Source organism: Pseudomonas sp. SMN11 (assembly GCF_052041945.1).
Taxonomy (GTDB): domain Bacteria; phylum Pseudomonadota; class Gammaproteobacteria; order Pseudomonadales; family Pseudomonadaceae; genus Aquipseudomonas.
On the sequence record NZ_JBKGGW010000041.1, the window covers coordinates 19,334 to 45,828 of the forward strand.

Sequence of the window (26,495 nt, forward strand, 5' to 3'; positions counted from 1 at the left end):
AGCGCCCCGGCAAGGCCGCTCCTACAACGCTGCGCAAGCCGTCACAGATCCGGGTCCAACCCCACCTTGTCACCGTGCCAGTCAAACCGCTCCACCTCATGCCGCCGCTTGCGGAAACTGTACGGCGTCTCGCCATACTGCTTGCGGAACCACAAAATGAAGTGCGACGCATCGGAAAACCCGCAGGCCAAGGCGATGGTGGTGATGTTCTGGCTGGTGTTCACCAGCAAGCGCCGCGCGTGATCCAGGCGCAGCTTGCGCCAGTAGTTGGCCGGCGGTTCCTGGGTGTTGGCAACGAACTCGCGGTGCAACTGCCGCGGGTGGGTGCCCACCGCTTCGGCCACCGCCTTGAGCGTCATCGACGCATCGAGGTTGGCGCGCATGAAGGCAATTGCCCGCTGCACCCGGTCGTTCTGGTACACGCATTCGCTGGCGGCCTTGTCGCTCTCCTCCTCCGCCCGCTCATCCACCAGCAGGTATTCCAGGCCCTTCTGCGCCCGCACCGCGCCGCAGTGGCGGCGGATCAGGTTGGCGGCGAGGTCGATGGCGGTGCCACCCGGGCAAGTGATGATGCCACGGTCATCCACGTAGCTCTTGTCGATGACCATGGTCGACAGCGGGAAGCGCTCGCGGAACTCGTCGCGCAGGGTGAAGTGCACCGCGCAACGGCGGCCATCGAGCAGGCCGGCCTTGCCCAGCACGAACGAAGCCGAGCACAGGGCGATGATCGGGATGTTGGCGGCATGCACGTCGCGCAAGGCATCCAGTAGCCAGTCTGGCGGATTGCGGGTCTCGCCGAGCAGGCCGCCGGCGACCACGATGTAGTCGTACTGGGCGAACAGGTTGAGCGATTTGGTTGGCGAAATCGGCATGCCGCAGCTGGCAGCGATCGGTTGGTCGTCGAGGGTCATCCAGTCCCACTGGCAGTAAACCTGCTGGCTGCGGAACGACTTGTCGGCGGCAAAGCGCAGTGAATCGACCAGGCCGGCGACGGGCACCAGGGTGAACTGGTTGAGCAGCACGAAACCGACGCGCAGTTCGGGTTTGATCTGTGCCGGGGGTTGTAGTTGTTGTTCTTCTTGTAGTTGCGCAACCATGAAAGTCGGCCTCATGACATGCTGAATAGCGCCATTGTAGGGCGCACCTGGCGTCCGGCATATCATATGCCGCACGACAAATAGTAAGTCCATGACAAAACGCGCCGCCGTTCTATCAATTGTCATGGCTGTAATATCGGGCCGCCGGGCGCGCTGAGCATCATGTAGCCACAACAACATGCTCAGAGGCACCCCTCATGTACCGCGGATTCTGGTATGCCCAGGCACTCGACCTGGACAGCGACCTGGCCCCTGCCCTGCAGGACTCGATTCAAGCCGACGTGTGTATCGTCGGCGGTGGCTTCCTTGGCCTGTGGTCGGCCATCCGCCTGAAACAGGCACATCCCGAGAAAACCATCGTCATCGTCGAACGCGACCGTTGCGGCTCCGGCGCCAGCGGCCGCAATGGCGGCATTGCCACCAACTGGTGGGGCAAGTACCTGTCGGTGCGCACCATCTGCGGCGACGTCGAGGCGCGGCGCATCTGCGAGGCGGCGGAGTCGGCGATCGACGAAATCGGCAGCTTCTGCCAGGAGCACGGCATCGATGCCCAGTACCGCAAGGACGGCTGGCTGTGGACTGCGACCAACCAGCGGCAGATGAACTCATGGCGGGTGCTCACCGACGGCCTGCAGAAACTCGACGTCAACCCGTTCCAGGAACTGGACCGCGAAACCATTCGCGGCCGCGTCGGCTCGCCGCTGGTGCTGGGCGGCATCTTCGACCCCAACGCCGCCACCGTGCAGCCAGCCATGCTCGCCCGTGGCCTGCGCCGGGTGGCGCTGAAGCTGGGGGTGAAGATCTTCGAGAAGTCGCCGTTCACCCATTTGGTACGCGGCAAGCACCCCGTCGTGCACACCGCCAAGGGGCATGTGAAAGCCAACCACGTGGTACTCGCGCTCAATGCCTGGGGCGCGCAATTCCCTGAATTGCGCCGGATGATCGCGATCATGTCCAGCGACATGGTGGCCACCGCGCCGGTCAAGGCCAAGCTCGATGCCATCGGTTTCAGCCGCGGCGAGTGCATGACCGACTCGCGCACCGTGCTCAACTACTGGCGCAACACCCCGGACGGCCGTGTGGTGTTCGGCAAACCGCTTGGCCAGTTCGCCTACGCCGGGCGTATCGGCAACCTCTATGAAAAGCCTTCGCCGGCTGCCGACAGGGTTGCCGCCGAACTGCGCCGCCTGTACCCGCAGCTGGAGGACGTGCCGGTGGTCAGCAGCTGGACCGGCCCGATCGACCGGGCCATGAAAGGGCTGCCCAACTTCGGCTACCTCGACCATTACCAGACGGTCAGTTACGGCATCGGCTTCTCGGGCAACGGCGTGGCCACCACGGTGTTCGCCAGCCGCATCATCAAGTCGCTGGCCACCCACGCCAACGACGAGTGGGCCAACTGCGGCCTGGTCAACCAGAAGATGAAGCTGCTGCCGCCAGAGCCGTTCCGCTTCTTCGGCGCGCACATGGTGCGCGATGCGCTGGTGCGCAAGGAGTCGCTGGAAGACCACGACCAGGACGCCGGTTTCGTTACCCGCCAGTTGGTCAGCATGGCCCCGGCCGGCTACGTGCCGGCGCAAAAAAAATAAGGAACACAGCATGAGCGAACATATCGTACTGCTCGACGACGAGGGCCTGGCGCCTTCCACCCGGCTCAAGCGCCCGGACTGCGAGCACACCTGGCAGCAGTTTGCCTACACCCACCCGGAGCAGATGCTCGAGCACCTGAAGGATGCCACCATCGCCTTCACCTGCAGCGTGCCACTGCGTGAAGAGCACCTGCGCCAGCTGCCCAAGCTGAAGATGATCTCGCTGGCCCTGACCGGCCGCGACATCGTCGATGTCGACTACTGCAACGCCCATGGCATCGAAGTGGCCAGCGTGCCGGGCTACGCCGCCAACACGGTGGCCGAGCACAGCCTGGCGATGATCCTCGAACTGTTCCGTCGCCCGGCCGCGTTCACCCGGCTGATGCGCCAGGTGCATGCCGGCGAGGCCGAGTACAAGAACATCTACTTCGACCACCGCATTCGCGATGTGCGTGGCAAACAGCTGGCGATCATCGGCAGCGGCCCGATTGCCCTGCGCCTGGCCGAGCTGGCGCGGGCTTTTGGCATGCAGGTGCTGTTCGAGGACCGTGGTGGCAAGCGCCGGGGGGCCGACTGCCGACCGCTGGCCGAACTCCTGCGCAGCTGCGACGTGCTGTCGATCAACTGCCCGCTTACGCCCGAAACCCACAACTTGATCGACGCCGACCGCCTGGCGCTGATGAAGCCGGATGCCATCGTGGTCAACACCGGCCGTGGTGGCGTAGTCAACGAGGCCGCATTGATCGACGCCTTGCGCCACGGACGCCTGGGGGGTGTGGCGCTGGACGTGGTGGAAGTCGAGCCGCTGCACCCGAGCAACCCGCTGTTCCAGCTGATAGACCGCGACGACTTCCTGCTCAACCCGCACATCGCCTGGAGCAGCGAAGACGCCATGCAGCAGCTGATGGACAGCGCCGTGGACAACATCAGCGAGTTTGTTGCCCGCCATAATTCCGCCAAAAGGATCCGTAGCGCATGACCCTGGTAACCAAGAGCAGTTACGTCGACGGCGCCTTCGTCGCGCTGGACAGCGGCAGCGACGTGCTGGAAAACCGCAACCCGTCCAACCCCGCTGAAGTGATCGAGCGCTTTGTGCGCGCAGACCAGGCGTTGACCGAGCAGGCCCTCGCAGCCGCTCGCCGTGCCGCGCCCGGCTGGGCACGCAGCAATCCGCAGGAGCGCGCCGATGCGCTGGACTTCATCGGCAGCGAGATCCTCACCCGCCGCCAGGAGCTGGCCACTCTGCTGGCCCGCGAGGAGGGCAAGATCGTCCGCGAGGCATTGGGTGAAGTGGACCGCGCCGGGCGCTCGTTCAAGTTCTACGCCCAGGAGGCGCTGCGCGCCGAGGGCGAGAAGTACCAGTCGGTGCGCCAGGACGTGGGCATCGACGTGTTCACCCAGCCGCTGGGCGTGGTCGGCATCATTGCGCCGTGGAACTTCCCGATCGCCATCCCGGCCTGGAAGATCGCCCCGGCGTTGTGCTTCGGCAACTGCGTGGTGTTCAAGCCCGCCGAACTGGTGCCCTCTTCGGCCTGGGCCCTGGCCGAGATCATCTCCCGCGCCGGCCTGCCTGCGGGTGTGTTCAACCTGCTGATCGGACCGGGGCGCAGCGTTGGCGACACGATCATCCGCTCGCCGCTGCTCGATGGCATCAGTTTTACCGGCTCGGAAAACACCGGCCGGCAGATTGCCCGGCTGGCGGCGGAAGGCATGAAGAAAGTGCAACTGGAAATGGGTGGCAAGAACCCGCTGATCGTGCTCGACGATGCCGACCTGGAACAGGCCGTGGACGTGGCGCTGAACGGCTCGTTCTTCAGCACCGGGCAGCGTTGCACGGCGAGTTCACGGGTAATCGTTACCCAGGGCATCCACGATGCCTTTGTTGCGCGCCTGGGCGAACGTACCCGTGCGCTGCAGGTGGGTGACGCACTGCAGGCCAGTACCGATATCGGCCCGGTGGTCGACAGTCGGCAGCTGGAACAGAACCTGGCATACGTGGCCAGTGGCCGTGAACAAGGGGCGAAACTGGTGTGCGGTGGCGAGCGGGTAGAGAACGCTGCGGGGGCGTATCTGTTCACCCCGGCGCTGTTCACCGAGGTGACGCCGGACATGCGTATCTACCGCGAAGAGATCTTCGGGCCGGTGCTGAGCGTGCTCAAGGTGCGTGACTATGACGAAGCCTTTGCCGCTGCCGAGGACACGGCGTTCGGTTTGTCGGCGGGGATCGTCACCACCTCGCTGCGCCATGCCGAGCACTTCAAGCGCAACAGTTCGGCTGGCATGGTGATGGTCAACCTGCCGACGGCGGGGGTGGATTACCATGTGCCGTTTGGTGGAAATGGGGCTTCGAGCCTGGGGTCGCGTGAGCAAGGCACCCATGCGCGGCAGTTCTTCACTCGAGTAAAGACCACTTACCAGTTGGCCTGACAGGGCCATGGGGCTGCTGCGCAGCCCCAGCAATTTCAAGATCTTATTTACTTCTTGCGCTGCATCCAGGCCGCCCCGAGGCCGCTCAGGCAGATGATGGCGATACCCAGCAAGCTCGCGCTGTCGGGCACTTGGCCATAGATCAACAGCCCCAGCAAGCCGGCAAACACGATCTGGCAGTAGCTGAACGGCGCCAGCAGCGCCGGTGCGGCATGGCGGAAGGCCTGGGTCAGCAGCAGGTGCGCGCTCATGCCGAAACCGCCCAGGGCCAGCATCAGCAACCCATGCTCCCAGCGCGGCACTTCCCAGAAGAACGGCACCAGTGCACTCATCACCAAGGTGTTGCACAGCCCGGCGTAAAAGTTGCTGGTGGTCGGGCTGTCGTAGGCTGCCAGGATGCGCGTGAGCAGCTGATAGAAGCAGAAGCCCAGTGCCGAACCGAACGGATAGAGGATCGCCGGGGTGAACATCGCGCCACCGGGGTGCACGACCACCAGCACTCCGATGAAGCCCAGCACTACCGCCACCCACTGTCCAGGTGTCACCCGCTCCTTGAGCAAGGGCGCCGACAGCGCGGTGACCAGCACCGGGGCAAGGAAGTTGACCGAAGTCGCCTCGGCCAGCGGCAGGTACTGCAGGCCGGTGGTGAACAACAAGCTGGTACTCAGCAGGCTCAGCGCCCGCAGGGTCTGCAGCACCGGGCGGCGGGTGCGCAGCACATTGAGGCCCGACTTGGGCAGGAAGATCCCGGCCATCAGCAGCGTGTGCACCACGTAGCGGGCCCACACCACCATGATGATCGGGTACAGCCCACCGAGGAACTTGGACAAAGCATCGTGACTGGCGAACAGGAACGTCGCCACCACCACCAGGGCGATGCCGCGCAGGGGTTGGTTGACTCCGGACAGCGGTGTGCTGGAACTCATGGCGTTCTCGACGGCGGCGCGGCTGCATGCTGCGCCAGGGGAAGGTGCGACAGCACGGATTCTAGAAGAGATACGACAACTTGAGGAAGTTCATTTCCAGGCTTTGCGTGGCACGTTTGCCATTCCGTTCGCTGATCGACCACTTTCCGCCTCGGCTGCATGGCCCGTGCCCGGCAAAGCGCGCACCATCGATGACGGACCCTCGACCTCGAACAAGGAGTTTTCATGCATCGGCTCACTACCCGCAACGGCCTCGACCTGCCCTGCATCGGCCTGGGCACCTGGCCGATGACCGGCGATGTCTGCACCCGTGCCGTGCACCAGGCGCTGGAACTGGGTTACCGGCACATCGACACGGCCACCGCCTACGACAACGAGGCCGCCGTCGGCCAGGCCCTGCGCGACAGCCGCGTGCCCCGCGAGCAGATCCACCTGACCACCAAGGTCTGGTGGGATCGCCTGGCGCCCAAGGCCATGCGCCAGTCCCTGGAAGACAGCCTGCGCGCGTTGGGCACCGAACAGGTCGACCTGTTCCACATCCACTGGCCCGGCAAGGATTGGGACCTGGCCCGCAGCATCGAAACCCTGGTGGCCCTGCGTGATGAAGGCAAGGCGCGCAGCATTGGCGTGGCCAACTTTCCGCTTGGCCTGCTGCGCCGGGTGATCGAAGAGCTGGGCGCGCCGCTGTCGGCGATCCAGGTCGAATACCACGTGTTGCTCAGCCAGCAACCGCTGCTCGACTACGCCCGCCAGCATGACCTGCTGCTGACCGCCTATACCCCGTTGGCCCGCGGCCGTGCGGCGGAGCAGGCGGTGATCCGCGAGATTGCGCGCAAGCATGACGTGCTGCCGAGCCAGGTGGCGTTGAAGTGGTTGCTGGACCAGGATGGGGTGGCGGTGATTCCCAAGGCCAGCAGCCGGGAAAACCAGCTGGCCAACCTGGCGGCGCTGGAGGTGCGCCTGGATGATGCCGACCGGGCACTGATCGCGGGGTTGCCGAAAGATCAGCGGGTGGTCAGCCCGGACTTTGCGCCCGACTGGAATAACTGAGAACCGGGGCCGCTTTGCGGCCCCAAGGGCCCTCGAACGGCTACACACAAACCTGCTTCAAACGCTCGCTGGCCGGCGCCGGCCGCCCATACAGATAGCCCTGGAAGTGCGAGCACCCTTCCGCCCGCAGCCGCTCCATCTGCTCCTCCGACTCCACCCCTTCGGCCGTGGTCTTGATCATCAGGCTGTTGGACAGCTCGGTGATCGCGCGGATGATCGACATCGCTTCGCGGCTGTCGCACATGTCATGCACGAACGACTTGTCGATCTTGATCCGGTCGAACGGGAACGAACGCAGATAGCCCAGCGACGAATACCCCGTACCAAAGTCATCCAGCGAGATCGACACGCCCAGGTCCTTCAGCGCCCGCAGGGTGCGCACGTTTTCTTCGCTGTTGCCGAGCAGTACCGACTCGGTGATCTCCAGCTCCAGGCGCTGCGGCGCCAGCCCCGAGTCGGCCAGGGCCAGGGTCACGGTGTGGACCAGGTTGGCGTTCTTGAACTGCACCGCCGACAGGTTCACCGACACGGTCTGCTCGGTACCCCAGGTGGCCGCCTCCTGGCACGCCAGGTTCAACGCACGGTTGCCGAGCTCGTGGATCAGCCCGGTTTCCTCGGCAATGGGGATGAAGTCCATGGGCATGACCATGCCACGGGTTGGGTGCTCCCAGCGCAGCAGCGCCTCGTAGCCGGTCACGCTGCTGGTCTGCTGATCCACCACGGGTTGGTAGTGCAGCTGCAACTGCCCCAGGTGCAAAGCGGTGCGCAGGTCGGTCTCCACCAGGCGGCGCTGGCGGGCGGCGACATCCAGTTCGAGGTGGAAGCACTCGTAACGGTTGCGGCCATTGCGCTTGGCCTCGTACAGGGCCATGTCGGCGTAACCGAGCAGTTGTTCGGCCTGATCGTTGTCGTCGGGAGCGATGGCGATACCGATGCTGACGCCCACCGAGAATTGGTGGCCTTCGATCTGGAACGGCGGGCGAATGGCCTCGATCAGGCGCCTGGCGGTATTGCAGGCGGCTTCGTGGCTGTCCAGGTGGGTCAGCACCACCGCAAACTCGTCGCCACCCAATCGGGCCAGAGTGTCGTGCTCGCGCAGCTCACGGCGCAGGCGCTTGCCGAGCGCACGCAGGAGCTTGTCGCCGAAGGCATGGCCGAGGGAATCGTTGATGTTCTTGAAGTTGTCCAGGTCCAGGCACAGCGCGGCGGTGAGCTTTTCGTTCTCGTGACCGCGTACCAGGGCTTGCTTGAGGCGCTCATGGAACAAAGTGCGGTTGGGCAGCCCGGTGAGCGCGTCGTGGTGCGCCATGTGGTGGATCTGCGCGTGGGCGGCGAGCTCTTCGGTAGCGTCTTCGGCCACGAACAACACGTAATCCGCCTGACCTTCGCATTTCTGGCTGAGCAGCGCTCGGCTGCGCAAGGTGCGCGGGCCGCAGGCGGTGTCGACCCGGGTTTCGGCTGCAAATCCCTTGCTGCTGCGCGCGCCTCGGCTGAGCTGGGTTTCCAGGTAATCGGCCGCGGCCGGTGCCAGGCACTCGCCAGGCATATGGCCGATCATTGGCTTACCGCCCCCACCGAACAGGCGTTCGGCCTGCTGGTTGGCGAGCAGGATGCGCTGGCTTTCCAGGTCCTGGACGATGACGCTGGCGGGGATATTGGCGATCACCGAGTCGAGGAACTGAGACAGGTTGGCCATTTCCTGGCTGTACTGCTCGGCCAGTTCCTTGGCTTGCAGCAGCTCCAGCTCCTGCTGGCGGCGCTCGGAAATGTCGCGGGTGACCTTGGCGAAGCCGACCAGCTGGCCGTTGTCATCGCGAACCGCGTCGATCACCACATGGGCATGAAATGCCGAGCCGTCCTTGCGCAGGCGCGAGCCGATCTCTTCGAAGCGACCGGTACTGCGCGCCTGCTCCAGGTTCTGCTCGGGCAAGCCGGCCGCGCGCTCGTCTTCACTGTAGAACAGCGAGTAATGCTGGCCGACGATCTCTTCGGCGCGATAGCCCTTGGCCCGCTGGGCGCCGGGGTTCCAGTTGGCAACAATACCGTCGGGGGTGAGCAGGTAGATGGCATAGTCCACCACGCTCTGGATCAACAGCCGGTACATGATGTCGGGACTTGCGACTAGCGACATGAAATTTACCTGAACCTGCGACGCGCACGAAAGGAACACCGGGCCAGAGGGGCCGAGTCTAGAAAATCAGTGCTGGCATTATGCCTTGCGAGTGGATTTTGTGAAGTGGATCACAAAATTTTGCTCTATCGACAGGCAATCAGTGCCGAGTGGCGGTCACCTGATAGGTGAGCAGGTCCGGGTCATCGCCGGGGTAGATCTGTTGCACTGGCCGATGCAGGTCGGCCAGCACCGCCTTGCAGAACGCCACCGCGATCGGGTCCAGGGCGTAGCAGCGCAGCAGCCAGTCACCCAGGCTGGCGAGGCATTGGCTGGCCACGGCACGGCCGATGCCCTGGCGTCGATAGCGCTTGAGGATGAACAAGTCCGCCAGCTCCAGCGCCTCGATGCCGGGCAGCTCACTGCGCTCGACGAGCACGAAGCCGGCGATGAAACCGTCCACCAGCACCAGGCTGGCGCTCCAGCCCGGGGACTGCCAGTAGCGCTGCAGGTGCTCTTCGTGGATGTAGAAACGGCCGTCAACCTCGACATCTTCCTGCTCCCAGTCGGAGGACTCGTAGGCGTAGAATTGATAGAGGTTACGGATCAGTTCGGCCTGGTCAGGGGTGGTGGGCAGCAGTTCGATGGGCGGCATGGCTGGGTGGGCTCGGGGAAAAGCTCATTCTAAGGCTTTTGTAGTGCCAGTACTGGCCCTTTCGCGGGGCCCGCTCCTACAGGTACAGCGCTGCCTTCACGGTCGGCGCTGTACCTGTAGGAGCGGGCCCCGCGAAAGGGCCGGTGCAGGCTTATGCAATAGCCGCCACAGCCTCGATCTCCACCAGCATTCCATCCAGCGCCAGGCGCGGCACCGGTATCAGCGTGCAGGTCGGTTTCATGTGTCCTCCCCACGCAAGATCCGCCTCAACCACCCACTGCGCCAGGCGTTCTTCACTGTGATCGACAATCAGCAACGTCAGCTTGAACACCTGTGCCAACTCCGTCCCTTTCGAAGCCAGCGCAGTCTGCAGATTGGCCAGCGCCTGCCGCGCCTGCCGTGCAAATTCGGACGAAAGCTGCCCATCGGCATCCTCCCCACCCTGCCCTGCAATAAACAGCAGGCGGCTGCCGGCGGTCACCTCGGCAACATGGGAATAGGCGTTGGCGCTGGGGTCGTACAGGCCTTGTGGATTGGACAGCTGGAATGCGCGGGTCATGGAACGCTCCTTCGTGTGAGTGAGCGTCCGAGTCTGTTGGCTCGAGTTAGGTAGAGGTCAACCGCTTGTAGGAAGTTTCTTGATTGAAGTACAGAAGCTCAACACCGCGTATGTAGGCCTAAGCCGCGCAGTTCGCTAGATTGCAGCTCCCGGCACGGAGGCCACAACCGCGGCGCAGCGCCGCTTCACTGAAGGAAAAGCCATGAGCAAGCCCTACGCGTTCCAACTCGCCTACACCATCAGCCCAGTGAGCAATGATCATGAAAGTGACGCCGCAGCAGCGCGTACCCACCTGCGCGAAGAGATGGGCTGGGAAAAAACCGGCAAGATCGAAACGACCCTGAACGGTGAACTGGTCCTGTCCCCAGGCACTGCGGAAGAAAAACGCAAAGAGGCCGGCAAGGCGATCCGTACCCGCATCCGCGACGCGTTCAAGGCGCTTGAAGTACAGGACACGGTCAGCTTCGCCGGCAGCCTGCTGGTGAGCGGCCTGGACCCGGAAATAAAGATCGGTATCACGCCGGACTGAAGCCACCGGTATCAGGCGCCCCGCGCCTGATACCGCCGCCGTCATTTCTCCTGCAGCACCGCCCTGCCCTTCACCGCCCGCGGCCCCCGCCAGGCCCAGAACAACAACCCCGGGAACGGTGCATAGACCACGAACACGATCCATAGCATCTTGCGCTCTGCGCGCCGTTCGCTACCGATGATGTGCCAGATGGCGAAGATCTCCAGCAAGATGACCAGGGCCGCGACAATGATCCAGATCGTTCCGATTTCCATGAGTGCTCTCCCGTTGCCATGTACTGGGTTGGGTTGCTGCCAGCCGTGAGGGTTCATTTGGATTGCTTGCTTGCCGCTACTTACCGCCCAGCGCCTGCGATACCGCGTTCACGAAGACCGCCTGCTCGTCGTACAGGGAGCTTGGCGTTTCAGCATTCTTCCAGGTCGACCACTGCACCATCACCAGTTTCTGCGCCGGGTTGATCGCGATGGTCTGGCCGTAGATGCCCAGCGCCCAGAACGTCTGGTCGCTGGTCGCCGTGCTCTTCGGCTCAAGCTTGGCATCCGCTGCCGGTGCGTTGTACCACCACTGATAGCCGTACTGCCCGTTCGGCGCTGCATCGGTGACCGAGCCCTTGGCCTGGGTCCAGTGGGTGGAGCGGGCGATCCAGTCGTCCGGCAGCAGCTTTTCGCCGCCCGGCAGCTGCCCGCCACTCATCACGAACTGGCCGAAGCGGCCCCAGTCTCGCAGCGTGGCGTTGAAACCGTGTCCGCCCATGTTGACCTTGCCCGGTACCAGCGCATGCCATACGCCGTCCTGCTGCATGCCGTAGCGGCTCCAGATCTGCGTTTCGAGGTTCTTCGCCAGGGTCTGGCCGGTGGCATTCTCCAGGACCCGGCCGACCAGCCAGGCACCACCCGTGTTGTACGACCAGACTTCGCCGGGTTTCACCCCAGGCTTGCGCTTCACCGACTTCACCAGGTTGAACACGCAGGTGAACGGGTCTGGTGTCGCTTCGCACTGCGTCATGTGCGAGAAGTCGGAGTTCTTAGAAGCGTAGTTTTCGTCCCAGACCACACCCGAGTTGTGCTGCAGCAGCTGATGCAGGGTCACGTCCTGCCAGGCGGTGCCGGCCAGTTCGGGAATGTAGCGGGTGATCTTGTCGTCTACCGAATGGATCTTGCCCTGCTTGATCGCCACCCCGACCAGCACGCTGACCACCGACTTGGCCACCGAGCGGGAGGTCCACAGGGTCTGCGGTGTATTGCCCTGAGCATAGTGTTCGTAGGCGATCTTGCCGTCCTTGAGGATCAGCAGGCCGGTGACGCTCTGGTTGCGCTCATAGTCGGCGATGCCTTGCGGCTTGCCATCCACAGTGTAGCGCACTTCAGCAAGCGGGTGGGCGGCTTCAGGCAGCGGGTATGGCTTGGCGCCCCGGGTGCTGAACACATCGCCGCCATACAGGCGGTAGGTATTGCGGAAACCGATCACCCGGGTGGCCTGGTCCCAGCTGAGCATGTCCTTGGCCGCTGGCAGCGTCTTGTCGAACGGTTGCGGGCAGGTTTTCAGCCCAGGCACACCGCACGGTCCTTTGCCCTCTTCGGCGTGAGCCACAGCATTCAGGGTGGCCACGATGGCCAAGGCAGACAGGGATGTTCTTATTCTTGGAAATGCCGGCATGGGCCGCTCCTCGCAAGGTGTGGAAGTATGCCAAGCGAGTCTGGACAAGTTGCCAGGCACGGAAAAGCACAATAATTTTGCAGCCACTATTAAAAAAACTAACAAGCCAAGGTTGCTCATGTCCCTCGACCGGCTCCCGCCCCTGAACGCCGTGCGTGCCTTTGAGGCCGCCGCTCGCCTGGGCAGCTACGTCGCTGCCGCCCAGGCCTTGCATGTCACCCAACCCGCCGTCGGCCGGCATGTGAAGATCCTTGAAGGCTGGCTGGGCGTGCGCCTGCTCGACCGCTCGCCGCGGGGCGTGAGCCTGACCCAGGAAGGCGCCTACTACTACCAGAGCGCCTCGGAAGCCTTGAAGATGCTGGCCCATGCCGGCCAGGTGGTCAGCCGCCGGGCGCCCGAGCGCTGGCTGCGGATCCTGTGCGTGCCGGCCTTCGCCTCGCGCTGGCTGACCCCGCGCATCGGGGCGTTGAAAGCCCTGCGCCCGGAGCTGAAGATCGCCATCGAACCTAACGCCACCTTTACCAGCGTCGACGCCCGCCAGGCGGACCTGGCCATCGCCTATGGCTTGCCGGGGGAATTGTCGGGTGTGCATGAACTGCTGATTCGCCCGGAGGTGTTTGCCGTCTGTTCACCCGCCTTCAGGGCGACGCTGCCGTTGGCGCTGACGGTGGTCGAGCTGCCCGGGTGCAAACTTATCCACGTCGACAGCGGCAGCCGGTGGAGCAGCTGGTTTGCCGCCCAGGGTGTGCGGCAATGCGTCAAGGCAGATACTTCCCATGTGAGCAACGACATCGTGCTGAACCTGGCCAAGGCGGGGCACGGCATTGCCTTGGCCACCGAGGTGCTGGTGGCAGACGAGCTGGCCGCAGGCAGCCTGGTGCGCTGCGTGGCACAAGGGGTACCACTTGAAAGCTACCAGGTGCTGAGCCCGACACCCGCGCCCGGCGAGGATGCGCTGTGGTTCATCGCCTGGTTGCGGGAGAACCTGCGTGGCGACTTCCCGAACGCCGCGTGCTGAAGCCGGACCAGCGGCAGGCAGACAGCGAAAAATTGCCTATCGTATAAAGTCCCACCGGACGAAGAGCGTCTTGCCATGGACATCAATACGCTGTTTGCGCAGTTGCACACTCTCCCCAGCATTCCCCAGGTGGCCCTGGAGCTGGTCCAGCAGTTCGACAACCCCCACGAGAGCCTGGAAAAGGTCGCGCGCAGCATCGAGCGCGACCCGGTAATCGCCGCCAAGGTGCTACGCCTGGCCAACTCGGCGCGCTTCAAGGGCGCCCGCGAGTCGGCCAGCATCGAGGATGCGGCCATGCGCCTGGGCTTCAACACGCTACGCACTCTGGTGCTGGCCTCGGCCGTAACCGGGGCGTTCAAGTCGGCACCGGGCTTCAACCTCAAGGTGTTCTGGGGGCGCACCTTCCAGGTTGCCAGCATCAGCCGCCTGCTAGCCCGCCAGGCCGGGCTCGACGCTGAAGTGGCCTTCACTTGCGGGGTCATGCACGACATCGGCGAGCTGTTGATCCAGACCGGCGCGCCGGAATACGCCGCACGGATCAAAGGGGCCAGTGGCACCACCAACCGCGCTGCCAGCGAAACCCAGCAACTGGGCTTCGGCTACCCGGAAGTCGGCGCCGAACTGGCCAAGCGCTGGAACCTGCCGCAAACCCTGCAGGCGGCTATTCGTTACCAGGCACAACCGCACCTGGCGCCTGATGGCCAGCCCTATGCGCGGGTCATCGCCCAGGCGATGGAGATCTTCGATGCGCTGGAGCAGCATGGCGGGCCGACGGACGAGGCACGCGAAGCCCTGGGTGGCCCGCTGTTCGAAGAGGTCAACCTCGACTTGCTATTCGAAAAGCTGCCATTCGTGCTGGAGCAGGACAAGGCCTTCGCCGACTACCTGGCCTGAGCAAAGCTTAAGGCAGACGCTGGCTCCTGTGGGAGCGGCCTTGCGTCGCGAAAGGGCCGCAGAGCGGCCCCGGCAACTCCTGCGTGATGCCGAGATCCTGGGGCTGCTCTGCAGCCCTCTCGCGACGCAAGGCCGCTCCCACAATGACCGTGCCAGGCCCAAGCATCACTCAGTGATCCGCATTGTGCTCCAAGGCAGCCTTGAGTGCGGCAGCATCGGCAAATGCCTGTTGGTTCACCAACACTCCATCCTGCAACTGCAACCACGACACTTGCCCTGCCTGCCCCGGATAACGGCTGGCCACGCGGCCTTCGCGGTCGAGCATCACCCGGTAGCTGTAATCGCGCATCGCCGGAATGGCGAACAGTTTGCTGACCAGCGCCGGCATACGCTGGATATCGGCGACGAACACCGCATCACGCGCCTCCAGATAACCCTCGGGGGTATCGGCCAGGGCGGCCTTGACCAGCTTGGCGCCATCCATGTCGCGAGCCACCAATAGTATGTGGGTGTCGGCGTTCAGGCTGTAAGGCTGGTCGTACTGGTCAAGCAGCGTCCAGGGCGCCAGTCGCTCGCCTGCCTCCAAGGCATTGGCCAGCAACGGCAGCAGACCGAACAGTAATGCGATGGCGTATTTCATCGAGGTTCTCCAGAACAGGATCGCCAGCATAGCCCACTTGCCTCAACACGACCTGCAATACGACACGCGCCCACCGGAAGTTGTCTTTCCCGCACGCTCCCGCCACACTCTGCTGGCCAGCCAGGAAGCGGAGTCCAGAGTGCCCACCCCACGTCAGTTCAGCAAGAAGACCAGCACCAGCAACATGCTGCGGCTCAAGGCCAGCGCCGGTAGCCCCGAGGCACCCTACCGCGTCGACTTCATCCTGCTCGAGCACTTCTCGATGGCCAGCTTCACCGTGGCCATGGACGTGCTGGTCACCGCCAACCTCCTGCGCGCCGACAGCTTCCGCTTTACCCCGCTGTCACTCAAGGGTGACCGGGTGCTGAGCGACCTGGGCCTGGAACTGGTCGCCAGCGAACTGTCTGCCAGCGAACTGAAGGAACTCGACCTGCTGATCGTCTGCGGCGGCCTGCGTACACCGCTGAAATACCCCGAGCTCGACCGCCTGCTGGACGACTGCGCCAGCCACGGCATGGCCTTGGGCGGGTTGTGGAACGGCGCCTGGTTCCTCGGCCGGGCCGGCGTGCTCGACGACTACGGCTGCAGCATCCACCCCGAACAGCGCGCCAGCCTGTCCGAGCGCAGCCCGCAAACCCGCATCACCCCGTCCAGCTTCACCCTCGACCGCGACCGCCTTAGCGCCGCCAGCCCCAACGGTGCGATGGAGCTGATGCTCGGCCTGGTGCGCCGCCTGTATGGCGATGGCCTGGCCGAGGGCGTGGAGGAGATCCTGTCGTTCTCCGGCGCTCGCTACCGCCAGGTCGGCCCCGGGGCGAAAAAGTCCATGAGCCTGCACCTGCGCACCATCGTCGAGCTGATGGAAAACAACCTCGAAGAAACCCTGAGCCTCGACCAGCTGGCGGCCTACAGCGGCCGCTCGCGTCGGCAGATCGACCGCCTGTTCCAGGCCCAGCTTGGTACTTCGCCGCGGCGCTACTACATGGAACTGCGCATCACCAAGAGCCGCCGCCTGCTGCAGTACTCCGACCTGTCGGTGATGGAGGTGGCAGTGGCCTGCGGCTTTGTCTCGGTGTCGCACTTCAGCAAGTGCTATGCCGCCTACTTCGGCTATCCGCCGTCACGCGAGCAACGGCTGGGCGAGTAAGCGGGTTCAGGCGCGGATGTAGCTGAGCACCACGTCGCAGATCATCTGCCGGTGGCGCTGCTTGACCTGCTCGTCGGCCAGGTCTATCTGGAAGATGTCACCGAAGGTGTGGCGATTGGACACCCGGTAGAAGCAGAACGAACTCATCAGCATGTGCAGGTCGATGACCTCGATGCCTTCGCGGAACACGCCCTCTTTCACGCCACGCGCCAGGGTGCTGCCCAATGCCTGCAGCACCAGGCTGCTCATCTCGCGAATGGCCGGGGATTTCTTGACGTACTCGCCGTAGTGGATGTTCTCGGTACAGACCATGCGCACGAAATCGACGTTGCGGTCATGGTGGTCGAAGGTGAACTCGGACAGCCGGCGAATCGCCTGCTCGGCCGGCAGCGACTCCAGGTCCAGGCTCTGCTCGGTCTTGCGGATGTCGCCATACAGCTTGACCAGGCACTCGACGTACAGCTGCTCCTTGCTGCCGAAGTAGTAGTAGATCATGCGCTTGGAAGTGGCCGTACGCTCGGCGATGGCGTCGACGCGCGCGCCGGCCAGGCCCTGCTGGACGAACTCGTTGATGGCGGCCTGGAGGATGTCCTCGCGGGTTTTCTCGGGGTTGTTCTTGCGCGGTTGGCGCGTAGCCGAGGGTTCAGGCGGGCTGAGGGGGGCTACGGGGTTGCTCATGGCGGCTCACGGTGTATTTTTTGGGATTTGGGGGATTATCCGTGAGTGGCAAGGGGCTGGGAAGCAGGCTTTTGGTTTAGGCTGACTCAGCGCGCTGGAAATAGGGGCACTGTACCCTTAAGGCTTGCGCAGTACCCGATGGTGAGGCGAGCCTTCAGAGCAGGATGTAATCGCTGCGGGCCACCGGGTCGGCATGTTCACCTTGCACCAGATGCACATGCAGGCCCGCGACCTGATCGATCGCCAGGCACTGGTCGACGTCGAGCAAGGCGTCGGTGTGGGGTTTCAGCCAGCTACGCTGCATGCGCTTCTTGCCCATGGCCTTGGCATCGACCTTATTGGCGGCGGCGACCAGCAGATAGCGGTGCGCCTCGCCAAATACATCCCGCTCGTACCCGCCGAGGTTGATGAAAAACAGGCGTAACGCCTCCTTGCCTGGGGGCATTGGCTGGAGCTCCACGCGATAGCCATCCACGCCGTGGACTTCAAGCCAGGAATCGATATGCAGGCCTTTGGCCGCCCCGAACCAGGCTTCGCGCAACTGGGGATAGGTGTGTTCGAGCGTGTCGGCGTGGGCGAACACCACGTCGTGGACTTCGATCTTGGCGGCCGGGTGGCGGCCGCCGAGCATGACGACATAAAGCATGAAAGCTCTCTATAACAGTATTTAGTGGCTGACCTTACGATGTTTCACTCGCCTGCGGCTCGCGGCGTTTCGCTGCACGGCGGCAGCGCTCGGAGCAGTAGCGCACCTCCTCCCAACAACGCGCCCAGCGTTTGCGCCAGGTGAATGGCAAGCCGCAGACGACACAGACCTTGCTGGGTAGCTCACCCTTGTTCATGGCGAGCCATGCGGCATGCGGCGGAAGAACAAGGTGATCTGCCCGACTTCCACACCCAGCTTGCTCATGCGCGTGCGGTTGATCATGGTGTCCTGGTCCATCAGGTACATCCAGTCGTCCATGTCCATGGTCCAGTGCCGGCCATCGACCGGCAGGTCCAGTTGGTAGCGCCATTGCAGGGCGTTGCCAGCCATGATGCCAGTGGCCTCGCCGATCACATCGCCTGCCGTGCCGCGCCACCGGTTGGGGCCGTCGGGGGTGAGGGTCCAGGTCCGCTGCTGGCGTGTGCCATCGCTGTACACAAAATGCTCGTCGAGGATCAGTCGCTCACCTTCGCGGCGACTGTCGATACGCACATGGAAGCGCTTGACCACCTCGCCCGAGCGCTTCTGGAACATGCCCCACGCCTGCACCGGTTGGGAGAAGAACGCCGCCAGGTCCAGGCGCGGTTGTTCCTGGGCGTAGTGTTCGACCCCGACCTTGCAACTGCCCAGGAGCAGGCAGGCGATCAACAGCAGTGCCTTGTACATGGCTCAACCTCCTCGCTCGCTCCCGCCCACTCCTAGCAGACGCTCGCGCAGCTGTGTATCGCGGGCCCGGGGATCCAGCCAGATGGCAAAGAACGCTCGGGCGAAGGCCGGGTCCGCGACTTCCAGGCTGAGTTGACCATCGACGTAGAAACGGCAACCCTGGCCGGGTAGATACAGGCCGGTGATGTTCATGCCCGGGCGCACGTCCACGAAGGCTTCAGCCATGGCGGCTGACCAGCGTTTGACGGTGTCGGTGGGCAATGGATACTTCGCCAGCCGTTGTATTTCATCGATGCTGGCCTGCACCAGCGTGTTCCGTGACAGCGACCGGTGGTAGACCAGTTCGAGGGCGAATGGCTCGTCCCAGCTCCACGAGCCACTGGCGCGCCACAGGCGGGCAGTGTAGAGGCGCAGGCCGAACCAGGTGAAGTCGCCACTGCCCGCGACCTGTGCGGCAGGCAGTGACGCACGCCAATCCGCGCTTGCGGGCAGTGCCATCGCCAGCAGGGCGACCAGCGCGAACGCGCGGATAGCCAGGTTCGACCTCCCCTCACGCTCGCACATAGCGCAGGTGCGTAGCATCGGGTGTATGGAATGCTTTTTCGACCCGAAACCTGGCCACGGGCTCATGCAGGTTGTCGAACAGGCGTCGTCCACAGCAAAAGAGCACCGGAGCAAGGGCAATTTCCAGTTCGTCGATGGCATCCATGCGTAAGTACTGCTGTATCACGTCCGCGCCGCCAGAGATGCGGACGTCACGGCTGCCTGCAACCACCCTGGCTAGCTCAAGGGCTTTCGCCGGCCCATCGTTGCAAAAATGGAACGTCGTGCCGCCCGGGCGCACCCACGGTTCGCGCTTTTCGTGGGTGAGCACGTACACCGGGCAATGGAAAGGCGCTACCTCCGGCCAACTGCGCTCGCCCTGCTCGAACATGCGCTTGCCCATGATGGCGGCGCCGGTACGCTCCAGGGTGTAACGGAGCATGTCGTTGACCGGGCCGGTCTCGCCGCCCGAGGCGAACATGAGGTGCTCGCGGAAGTACTGCTGCTTGAGGATCCAGCTCATCAGCTCACCCCACCTGGCGCCCCAGTGCTTGTACTCGGGGTTTTCCCAATATGCGATGTCCATGCCTTCCGGGGCCATGTAGCCGTCAAGGCTGAGGCCGATGTTGACGAATACCTTGCTCATGATTGCCCTCTCGACTGGACCTGTCACAACTTCCGGATAAAAGCCACATAAGCATAGATGACAAGCATTCGCTCCCCGTCAGATCGGCGGCCTACGCAGCGGGAACTAAGCCACAGTCGCTGCCTCCTAACCCAGTGCGACAACCCCATGGCCATTCACAGGAAGGTTTGATTAATCATGAAGCGTGAACAGATCGAAGGTGTAGCAGAGAAACTGGCTGGCAAGGCGCAGAGCGCGGCTGGGCAGTGGCTGGAGGACCCGGCACTGGAAGCTGAAGGTGATGCCCGTCAGGCGTCAGGGGAACTGACCAAGCGCTACGGCGATGCCCTGGACAACGTCTCGGCATTCGTCAGGGAGAAACCGCTGACGGCGCTGGCGGTGGCTGCGGGGCTTGCGCTGGTGGTCAGCCGTTTGTTGCGGCGCTGAGCCTGCAGCGGCGCATCGCCGAGTGGTATGCCGACAGGCGCCATATACCTGTCGGCAGGCACCTCGCAATCACAACACCGGCTTGCGCGCCGCTCCACTGCGGCGCTTGGCCATGGCCGCCAGGCGCACCGCGACGTTCGCCGCGCCGTACCCGGCATAGCCACCCTTGCGCTGGATGATCTCAAAGAAGAAACGCTCCTCGAACGGTTCGGTGTACACGTGGAACAGCTCGCCACCTTGGGCATCACGGTCATACAGCACGTTGTAGTACGCCAGTTCGCTGAGGAACTCGTCGTTGAAATCGAAGCGCGCCGCGAGGTCGTCGTAGTAGTTCAGCGGGATTTCCAGCAACGGCACCCCGGATTCCTTCGCCCGCGCCACTTCGCTGAAGATGTCTGCGCAATCGAAGGCGATATGATGCACGCCCGAGCCTCGATAGCTGGACAGCGCATGGGCAATGGCGGTGTTGCGGTTTTCCGAGATGTTCAGCGGCAAGCGCAGGCTGCCGCATTGGCTGCGCAAAGCGCGGCTCTTGACCAGGCCGTACGGGTCGGGCAACACCACTTCGTCGTCGGCGGCAAAGTCGAACAGGCTCTTGTAGAACAGCACCCAGCTGTCCAGCGACTCGGCCGGCAGCGCCAGGGCCATGTGGTCGATGCGCTGCAGGCCACCGGTGGCGCTGGCGGCCGGATCGAGGCGGAAGTCGGTGTCGTACAGAGAAGGGCCTTCCTTGCCCTGCTCCACCAGGTAGAGCAGGCTGCCGTCGGGCGCACGCACAGCTGGCACTTCGCATTCGTTGGGGCCGACCAGGCCACGGAACGGCTGACCACGATAGTCGGTGGCGCGTTGCAGCGCGGCGTGCTCGTCCTTTACACGCAAGGCGGTGGCGCACAGCGACGGGCCGTGGGCCTCGAAGAAGTTGTGGCCGAACGAGTACGGCTCGGCGTTGAGCACGATGTTGATGTCGTTCTGGCGCAGCAGGCGCACGTCCTTGCTACGGTGCTTGCCGGCCTCGGCAAAGCCCAGGCGCTTGAGCCAACCGCTCAGGCGCGCGCCAACGGCCTCGTCGACGGCAAATTCGAGGAACTCCACGCCTTCATAGGTGCTGGCGGCCGGCGGGGTGAACAGCACGCCCGGCTCGATGGCGGTGCCTTCCTGCTCCAGACGCAGGCGTGTCTGCTCTTCGAGGTACAGCAGCGAGCGCAGGCCGTCGGCCGCGTTCTGCCGTGGCGGCGCGGCGCGGAAGCCGTCGTTGAAAATTTCCAGTGACAGCGGGCCGCGGTAGCCAGTGGCGAGGATCGGTGCGAGGAAGCCGGCCAGGTCCATTTCGCCCTGGCCCGGGAAGTTGCGGAAGTGGCGGCTCCACTCCAGCACGTCCATGTTCAGGATCGGCGCGTCGGCCATCTGCACGAAGAAGATCTTGTCGCCGGGGATGTCGCGGATCGCCGCCGGGTCACCCTTGAGCGACAGGGTGTGGAAGCTGTCGAGGATCACGCCCAGCGCCGGGTGGTCGGCCTGGCGCACCAGGTTCCACACTTGCTGGTAGGTATTGACGTGGCGGCCCCAGGCCAGGGCTTCGTAGCCGATGCGCAGGCCGCGTTTGCCAGCGTGCTCGCCGAGCAGGCGCAGATCGTCCACCAGGATCTGTTCATCGCCCAGGGCGTCGGCCTGGACGTTGCTGCACACCAGCACCAGGTCGGTGCCCAGCTCTTGCATCAGGTCGAACTTGCGCTCGGCGCGGTCGAGGTTCTTCTGCAGGCGGTCGCGGCGGCAGCCTTCAAAATCGCGGAACGGCTGGAACAGGGTGATGGCAATGCCGAGGTCGGCGCACATCTGCCGCACTTCGCGAGGGCTGCCCGCGTAGTACAACAGGTCGTTCTCGAAGATCTCGACGCCGTCGAAACCGGCGGCGGCGATGGCTTCGAGCTTTTCCGGCAGGGTGCCGCTCAAGGACACGGTGGCTATCGAACGCTGCATGGGGAAGTTCCTTGTTATTGGACGGACGACGGGCCGAAACCCTCGCAAGGCTCCTGGCACTGTCGATTATTCGCGGGTACAGTCAGCCCGGCAATCTGTTTGTACGAAATGGTTAGTTTTGCGTTCGATTACCGCACAGAACCGATTTCGACGAATTGATTCACTGCCAACCCTAGGCAAACATGAACCCAGACGCAGGCACACCGACCGCCCAATTCTGCCCAGACGGGCGTTCGGCAGGACCTGCGCAGACCAGCCCAACGTCACGACATAATAAGTTCAATAAACCGGGTACCGACCTATGCACACCTCCATCGCCTTGCGATCCGCACCTGCTCGTTCGTCCTCCCTTAGCAGACACCGCCTGCGATCGTCAGCGCTATAACCGCCCTACTCCCGACAAGCGATCGCACCCCTCTGGCCGCCCCCGGGCGACGCCAGCCGTGCGGCGACCTACAAGAACAACGGAGACAACGATGGCTCACTCAAGCTCTCAAGCCAAGAAAGCGACCGCCAGCGGATGGATTGGCTCGGCACTCGAATACTACGATTTCTTCATTTATGCCCAAGCTGCGGCGCTGATCTTCCCGCAGATCTTCTTCCCCAACACCGACCCGAAAATGGCCATCATCGCCTCGCTGGCCACCTACGGCGTTGGCTACCTGGCGCGCCCGATCGGCGCCTTTGTGCTCGGCCACTGGGGAGACACCCGCGGGCGCAAGAACGTATTGCTGCTGTGCATGTTCCTGATGGGCCTGTCGACCATGGCCGTGGGCCTGCTGCCGACCTACCACGACATCGGCCTGCTGGCCCCGGCCTTGCTGGTGGTGCTGCGCCTGGTCCAGGGCTTTGCCGTAGCCGGTGAAATCTCTGGCGCAAGCTCGATGATCATGGAGCACGCCCCGTTCGGGCGGCGGGGTTACTACGCCAGCTTCACCTTGCAGGGCGTGCAGGCTGGCCAGGTGCTGGCAGCGGCGGTGTTCTTGCCACTGGCCTACTTCATGCCGAGCGACGCCTTCAATGACTGGGGCTGGCGCATTCCGTTCCTGATGAGCGCCTTCGTCCTGATCGCGGGCTTCATCATCCGCAAGGAAGTGCACGAGACCCCGGCGTTCGTGAAGGAAGAGAAGCAGGACAAGGTCGCCAAGTCGCCAATCAGCGAGGCCTTCCGCCACAGTTGGAAGCACATGGTGCTGGTGATGTTCATGGCCCTGATGAACGTGATCCCGGTGGTTGCCACCATCTTCGGCGCGGCTTATGCGGTGCAGCCGGCCTACGGCATCGGCTTCGACAAGAGCGTGTACCTGTGGATCCCGGTCGTGGGCAACATCGTCGCGGTGCTGGTGATCCCGTTCGTGGGCAACCTGTCCGACAAGATCGGCCGCCGCCCGACCATGATCGCCGGCTGCCTGGGCTCTGGCCTGCTGGCCTTCGTCTACCTGTATGCGATCAGCATCCAGAACGTGCCACTGGCCTTCGCCGCCTCGATCGTGATGTGGGGCATGGTCTACCAGGGCTACAACGCGGTGTTCCCAAGCTTCTACCCGGAGCTGTTCCACACCCGCTACCGCGTATCGGCCATGGCCATCGCGCAGAACATCGGCACCATGCTCACCGCCATGCTGCCGGCGCTGTTCGCCCTGGTGGCGCCACCGGGTTCGGAGAACATTCCGCTGGTGATCGGTGGCCTGGCGTTCTTCATCACCTGCGTGTGTGCACTGGCGGCCTACATTGCGCCGGAAACCCACCGTATGGCGATGGAAGATCTGGGTAACCCGGATGCCAAGCCGATGGAGAAAGAAGCCTTCGAGGCCAGCCGCAAGGGGAGTTTTCAGGCGGTGAGCAACTGATAGATTGCTGGGGCTGCTTTGCAGCCCTTTCCGACCGGTCCGGCGCCCCGGCAAGGCCCCTCCCACAAAAGCACGGCGTTCGCCGCTCAATGTGGGAGCGGCCTTGCCGGGGCGCCGGACCGGTCGGAAAGGGCCGCAACGCGGCCCCGACGATGTCAGCCTTTGACCACCTCTTGTAGGTTCGCCCAAAGCTTCTCGACATGCTCCCGCTCGGTCGGCAAGGCCCCGACCGACACCCGCACCATCCACCGCCCTTCCAGCGTCGCCGGCGTCACATACGCCACCCCGGACGCATTCAACCGCTCAGCCCACGCCTTGGTATGTGCATCCAGCGCCTCCCCCTCCAGCCCAGCGGGCCGGTGGCGAATGCACAAAGTCTGCAGTTGCACCGGCGCCAGCACATCCCACTCTGCCGTCGCATTCACCTGCTCCGCCAGCCAGCGGGCGTTCTCCATGTCCCGCCGCAAGCGCTGCTGCAACGCCTCCACTCCCTCGCTGCGCAACATGAACCACAATTTCAACGCACGGAACCGGCGACCCAGCGGAATCCCCCAATCCCGCAGGTTCTTCACCTCGCCATCCACCGCCGACTGCAGGTAGCTCGGGTTGGTGCTCATCACCCGGATCAAGTGCTGCGGATCACGCACGTAGTAGATCGAGCAATCGAACGCCACGCCCAGCCATTTGTGCGCATTGACCACAACAGAATCGGCCAGCTCGATGCCGTCCCACATCCAGCGGCATTCCGGCAGGATCATCGCCGAACCGGCCATGGCCGAGTCGACATGCAGCCACAGCCCGTTGGCCTGGGCGATTTCGCCGATCGGGCGCAGGGGGTCGAGGGCGGTGGTGGTGGTTGTGCCGGTGGTGGCGACCACGGCGCATGGCTGGTTGCCGGCGGCAAGGTCTTGCTCGATGGCCGCCTGCAGCGCCTGCGGGCGCATGGCGAACTGTTCGTCGGTAGCGATCAGGCGGATGTTGGCGCGGCCAAAGCCGGCCAGCAGTGCGGCCTTGTCCACCGAGCTGTGGGCATGGGCGCTGACATAGACGATCAACGGCTTGGCCTCGGCCTGCAGGCCGCCGCGCACCAGCGCGTAGTCGGTGGCGCGTTCACGGGCGCTGATCAGTGCCACCAGGGTGCTGGTGGACGCGGTGTCCTGGATCACCCCGCTCCACTGGGCCGACAGGCCGAGCAACTGGCGCAGCCAGTCGAGGGTGGTTTCTTCAAGCTCGCTCAGCGCCGGGCTGGATTGCCACGACAGGCCGAGCACGCCGAGGCCGGTGCTGAGGAAGTCGCCGAGCACAGACGACAGGGTGCCGTTGGACGGGAAGTAGCCGTAGAAGTCCGGGTGCTGCCAGTGCGACAGGCCGGGCATGATCAGTTGGTTCACGTCGTCGAGGATCGAGTCGAACGACTCGCCCTGCTGTGGAGCGCCTTGGGGCAGCTGGGCCTTGAGGTAGCCGGGCTCGACCTGGGCCATGACCGGGCGTTCGCCGACGGATTGGCGGTAGTCGGCGATCAGGTCGATCAGCTGGTGGCCGTATTGGCGAAATTGTTCTGGGGTCACGCGCGCTCTCCTGAGGATTATCCAGTGCCCCAGTCTAGGCGCCTGCGCCCAGGCGAATAACCCCGCTTCGCGCATACCTGCTATGGCAAACCTGCAACCCCGCCCTGCACCCCGAACTGCGACTGCCGCCAAAGCTCGAACACCCGATTGCGCAGCCAGCGGTGCTCGGCCGAAGCCTGCAAGCGCTGATGCCACACCACCCAATAGCGCTGGGTATGCTCGACAAACCCCAACGGCCGCCACGCCAGCCCATGCAGGCGGCACAGCTGCCGGGCGATGTGCTCGGGCACCGTGGCCAGCGCCTGGCTGTTGGCGATTACCTGCACCGTGGCCGAGAAGAACGGCACTTCCAGGCTGATGCGCCGTTGCAGGCCCTGGGCGCGCAGGTGGCGGTCGATGAAACTGTCCTTGTCGCCGCCACCGGATATGCGCACGTGCTTGCAGGCCAGGTAGTCGTCCTGGCCAAGCACGCCCAGCGCGGTCAGCGGGTGATCCTGGCGCATCAGGCACACCGCGCGGTCTTCGCCGAGCAGGCGCCCATGCAGGTTGGGCGGCGACTCGTCGAACAAGGTGGTGGCCAGGTCGATCTCGCCGCTGGCGAGCAAGGCGTATTGCCCCGCCTGCCAGGTGCGGTAGTCGATGGACACGCCCGGGGCTTCCTGTTCCAAGGCAGCCACCAGCAGCGGCAGCATGTGCTCGGCCACGTAATCGGAAGCGGCCAGACAGAAGCGCCGCTCGCAGCGGGCCGGGTCGAAGGCGGCGGGTTGGCGCAGGGCCTGGAGTTCTTCGAGCACCTGGCGCAGGGGTTCGACCAAGGCTTCGGCGTGTTCGCTGAGCACATAACCGCGCCCCTGGCGCACCAGTAACGGGTCGTCGAAGGCTTCGCGCAGGTGGGCCAGCTGGCGGCTCAGGGCCGATTGGCTGACACCCAGGCGGTCGGCGGCGTGGCTGAGATTCTTGAGCTGCAGGAGGCAGTCGAGGGTGCGCAGGTGGGCGAGGCTGAGGGAGGCGAAGGTCGGGTTCATTGGGGTTCGGCTCCGGATCGCCGGCGAGGGCTTTGCCCTCGTTTCGCGACACAAGGCCGCTCCTACAGGGAAATGCGTATTCCTGTAGGAGCGGCCTTGTGTCGCGAAAGGGC

General features: G+C 64.2%; 27 protein-coding genes. 10 read left to right on the forward strand and 17 right to left on the reverse strand.

The genetic code is table 11. The features are described from left to right. Nucleotides 1-41 precede the first annotated feature (41 nt). On the reverse strand, nucleotides 42-1,097 hold the full coding sequence (locus ACLEJU_RS24850; RefSeq protein WP_435424706.1) for a GlxA family transcriptional regulator: 1,056 nt from the start codon (nucleotides 1,095-1,097) through the stop codon (nucleotides 42-44). Between the two features lie 197 nt (nucleotides 1,098-1,294). On the opposite strand from ACLEJU_RS24850, the gene ACLEJU_RS24855 reads away from it, so the two are divergent. From ACLEJU_RS24855 to ACLEJU_RS24865, 3 genes are read left to right on the forward strand one after another with little or no spacing between them, the layout of a single operon-like run. Beyond that, nucleotides 1,295-2,686 carry an NAD(P)/FAD-dependent oxidoreductase gene (locus ACLEJU_RS24855; protein ID WP_435424705.1) on the forward strand — a complete coding sequence of 464 codons (1,392 nt, stop codon included), beginning with the start codon at nucleotides 1,295-1,297 and terminating at the stop codon, nucleotides 2,684-2,686. Nucleotides 2,687-2,696: 10 nt separating this feature from the next. Continuing rightward, a complete protein-coding gene (locus ACLEJU_RS24860; protein ID WP_435424704.1) occupies nucleotides 2,697-3,665 on the forward strand; it encodes an NAD(P)-dependent oxidoreductase in 969 nt (322 codons plus the stop codon). Next, nucleotides 3,662-5,113 (forward strand): aldehyde dehydrogenase family protein, encoded by a 1,452-nt coding sequence (locus tag ACLEJU_RS24865; protein ID WP_435424703.1) that lies wholly within the window; start codon nucleotides 3,662-3,664, stop codon nucleotides 5,111-5,113. The genes ACLEJU_RS24860 and ACLEJU_RS24865 overlap by 4 nt, the downstream gene beginning before the upstream one ends. Nucleotides 5,114-5,160: 47 nt before the next feature. On the opposite strand, the gene ACLEJU_RS24870 is transcribed toward ACLEJU_RS24865, so the two are convergent. Next, nucleotides 5,161-6,039, reverse strand: a complete 879-nt coding sequence (locus tag ACLEJU_RS24870; protein WP_435424702.1) for a DMT family transporter — start codon at nucleotides 6,037-6,039, stop codon at nucleotides 5,161-5,163. A 225-nt stretch (nucleotides 6,040-6,264) separates the two neighbouring features. Here ACLEJU_RS24870 and ACLEJU_RS24875 point away from each other — a divergent pair, with 225 nt between their 5' ends. Then, nucleotides 6,265-7,089 (forward strand): aldo/keto reductase, encoded by an 825-nt coding sequence (locus ACLEJU_RS24875; RefSeq protein ID WP_435424701.1) that lies wholly within the window; start codon nucleotides 6,265-6,267, stop codon nucleotides 7,087-7,089. Between the two features lie 40 nt (nucleotides 7,090-7,129). On the opposite strand, the gene ACLEJU_RS24880 is transcribed toward ACLEJU_RS24875, so the two are convergent. From ACLEJU_RS24880 to ACLEJU_RS24890, 3 genes are all read right to left on the reverse strand, one after another. Further along, complete coding sequence (locus ACLEJU_RS24880) at nucleotides 7,130-9,220, reverse strand: sensor domain-containing protein (protein WP_435424700.1); 2,091 nt, start codon at nucleotides 9,218-9,220, stop codon at nucleotides 7,130-7,132. Between the two features lie 139 nt (nucleotides 9,221-9,359). Continuing rightward, nucleotides 9,360-9,854: a GNAT family N-acetyltransferase gene (locus ACLEJU_RS24885; protein WP_435424699.1), complete on the reverse strand. Its 495-nt coding sequence runs from the start codon at nucleotides 9,852-9,854 to the stop codon at nucleotides 9,360-9,362. Between the two features lie 151 nt (nucleotides 9,855-10,005). Then, the gene (locus ACLEJU_RS24890) at nucleotides 10,006-10,413 is read right to left on the reverse strand and encodes a RidA family protein (RefSeq protein WP_435424698.1); all 408 of its coding nucleotides are present in this window, start codon (nucleotides 10,411-10,413) and stop codon (nucleotides 10,006-10,008) included. 202 nt (nucleotides 10,414-10,615) lie between these two features. Between ACLEJU_RS24890 and ACLEJU_RS24895 the strand changes: the two genes are divergently transcribed. Next, the gene (locus tag ACLEJU_RS24895) at nucleotides 10,616-10,942 is read left to right on the forward strand and encodes a hypothetical protein (RefSeq protein ID WP_435424697.1); all 327 of its coding nucleotides are present in this window, start codon (nucleotides 10,616-10,618) and stop codon (nucleotides 10,940-10,942) included. 41 nt (nucleotides 10,943-10,983) lie between these two features. On the opposite strand, the gene ACLEJU_RS24900 is transcribed toward ACLEJU_RS24895, so the two are convergent. Together ACLEJU_RS24900 and ACLEJU_RS24905 are read right to left on the reverse strand one after the other, a co-directional pair. After that, a complete protein-coding gene (locus tag ACLEJU_RS24900) occupies nucleotides 10,984-11,196 on the reverse strand; it encodes a PLDc N-terminal domain-containing protein (protein ID WP_012314118.1) in 213 nt (70 codons plus the stop codon). A gap of 76 nt (nucleotides 11,197-11,272) precedes the next feature. Continuing rightward, entirely contained in the window at nucleotides 11,273-12,496 is a 1,224-nt protein-coding gene (locus tag ACLEJU_RS24905; RefSeq protein WP_435424696.1) for a serine hydrolase domain-containing protein, read from the reverse strand. A 220-nt stretch (nucleotides 12,497-12,716) separates the two neighbouring features. Between ACLEJU_RS24905 and ACLEJU_RS24910 the strand changes: the two genes are divergently transcribed. Beyond that, a complete protein-coding gene (locus ACLEJU_RS24910) occupies nucleotides 12,717-13,616 on the forward strand; it encodes a LysR substrate-binding domain-containing protein (protein ID WP_435424695.1) in 900 nt (299 codons plus the stop codon). Nucleotides 13,617-13,691: 75 nt separating this feature from the next. Further along, nucleotides 13,692-14,510 (forward strand): HDOD domain-containing protein, encoded by an 819-nt coding sequence (locus ACLEJU_RS24915; protein WP_435424694.1) that lies wholly within the window; start codon nucleotides 13,692-13,694, stop codon nucleotides 14,508-14,510. A gap of 169 nt (nucleotides 14,511-14,679) precedes the next feature. Here the strand turns inward: ACLEJU_RS24915 and ACLEJU_RS24920 are convergent, their stop codons facing one another. Further along, a complete protein-coding gene (locus ACLEJU_RS24920) occupies nucleotides 14,680-15,150 on the reverse strand; it encodes an FAD/FMN-containing dehydrogenase (protein WP_435424693.1) in 471 nt (156 codons plus the stop codon). 139 nt (nucleotides 15,151-15,289) lie between these two features. Here ACLEJU_RS24920 and ACLEJU_RS24925 point away from each other — a divergent pair, with 139 nt between their 5' ends. Then, a complete protein-coding gene (locus ACLEJU_RS24925) occupies nucleotides 15,290-16,297 on the forward strand; it encodes a GlxA family transcriptional regulator (protein WP_435424692.1) in 1,008 nt (335 codons plus the stop codon). 6 nt (nucleotides 16,298-16,303) lie between these two features. Here ACLEJU_RS24925 and ACLEJU_RS24930 read toward each other — a convergent pair whose 3' ends face one another. The 6 genes from ACLEJU_RS24930 to ACLEJU_RS24955 form a co-directional block, all read right to left on the reverse strand. Next, entirely contained in the window at nucleotides 16,304-16,975 is a 672-nt protein-coding gene (locus tag ACLEJU_RS24930; protein ID WP_103447901.1) for a TetR/AcrR family transcriptional regulator, read from the reverse strand. Between the two features lie 154 nt (nucleotides 16,976-17,129). Then, nucleotides 17,130-17,621: a DUF1543 domain-containing protein gene (locus tag ACLEJU_RS24935; protein ID WP_435424691.1), complete on the reverse strand. Its 492-nt coding sequence runs from the start codon at nucleotides 17,619-17,621 to the stop codon at nucleotides 17,130-17,132. A 34-nt stretch (nucleotides 17,622-17,655) separates the two neighbouring features. Next, on the reverse strand, nucleotides 17,656-17,817 hold the full coding sequence (locus tag ACLEJU_RS24940; protein ID WP_435424690.1) for a DUF2256 domain-containing protein: 162 nt from the start codon (nucleotides 17,815-17,817) through the stop codon (nucleotides 17,656-17,658). Then, nucleotides 17,814-18,347 carry a DUF3833 domain-containing protein gene (locus ACLEJU_RS24945; RefSeq protein WP_435424689.1) on the reverse strand — a complete coding sequence of 178 codons (534 nt, stop codon included), beginning with the start codon at nucleotides 18,345-18,347 and terminating at the stop codon, nucleotides 17,814-17,816. The genes ACLEJU_RS24940 and ACLEJU_RS24945 overlap by 4 nt, the downstream gene beginning before the upstream one ends. Before the next feature lie 3 nt (nucleotides 18,348-18,350). Beyond that, nucleotides 18,351-18,911, reverse strand: a complete 561-nt coding sequence (locus ACLEJU_RS24950; protein ID WP_435424688.1) for a chalcone isomerase family protein — start codon at nucleotides 18,909-18,911, stop codon at nucleotides 18,351-18,353. Further along, nucleotides 18,898-19,536 carry a dihydrofolate reductase family protein gene (locus ACLEJU_RS24955; RefSeq protein WP_435424687.1) on the reverse strand — a complete coding sequence of 213 codons (639 nt, stop codon included), beginning with the start codon at nucleotides 19,534-19,536 and terminating at the stop codon, nucleotides 18,898-18,900. Before ACLEJU_RS24955 ends, ACLEJU_RS24950 begins: the two co-directional genes overlap by 14 nt. A gap of 177 nt (nucleotides 19,537-19,713) precedes the next feature. On the opposite strand from ACLEJU_RS24955, the gene ACLEJU_RS24960 reads away from it, so the two are divergent. After that, nucleotides 19,714-19,962: a CsbD family protein gene (locus ACLEJU_RS24960; protein ID WP_435424686.1), complete on the forward strand. Its 249-nt coding sequence runs from the start codon at nucleotides 19,714-19,716 to the stop codon at nucleotides 19,960-19,962. A gap of 69 nt (nucleotides 19,963-20,031) precedes the next feature. Here ACLEJU_RS24960 and quiC read toward each other — a convergent pair whose 3' ends face one another. Next, entirely contained in the window at nucleotides 20,032-21,939 is a 1,908-nt protein-coding gene (quiC, locus tag ACLEJU_RS24965; RefSeq protein WP_435424685.1) for a 3-dehydroshikimate dehydratase QuiC, read from the reverse strand. A gap of 476 nt (nucleotides 21,940-22,415) precedes the next feature. On the opposite strand from quiC, the gene ACLEJU_RS24970 reads away from it, so the two are divergent. Beyond that, entirely contained in the window at nucleotides 22,416-23,789 is a 1,374-nt protein-coding gene (locus ACLEJU_RS24970) for an MFS transporter (protein WP_294334673.1), read from the forward strand. Nucleotides 23,790-23,944: 155 nt separating this feature from the next. On the opposite strand, the gene ACLEJU_RS24975 is transcribed toward ACLEJU_RS24970, so the two are convergent. Continuing rightward, nucleotides 23,945-25,357: a DOPA decarboxylase gene (locus ACLEJU_RS24975; protein WP_435424684.1), complete on the reverse strand. Its 1,413-nt coding sequence runs from the start codon at nucleotides 25,355-25,357 to the stop codon at nucleotides 23,945-23,947. Between the two features lie 80 nt (nucleotides 25,358-25,437). Continuing rightward, nucleotides 25,438-26,382 carry a LysR family transcriptional regulator gene (locus ACLEJU_RS24980; protein ID WP_435424683.1) on the reverse strand — a complete coding sequence of 315 codons (945 nt, stop codon included), beginning with the start codon at nucleotides 26,380-26,382 and terminating at the stop codon, nucleotides 25,438-25,440. Nucleotides 26,383-26,495 lie beyond the last annotated feature (113 nt).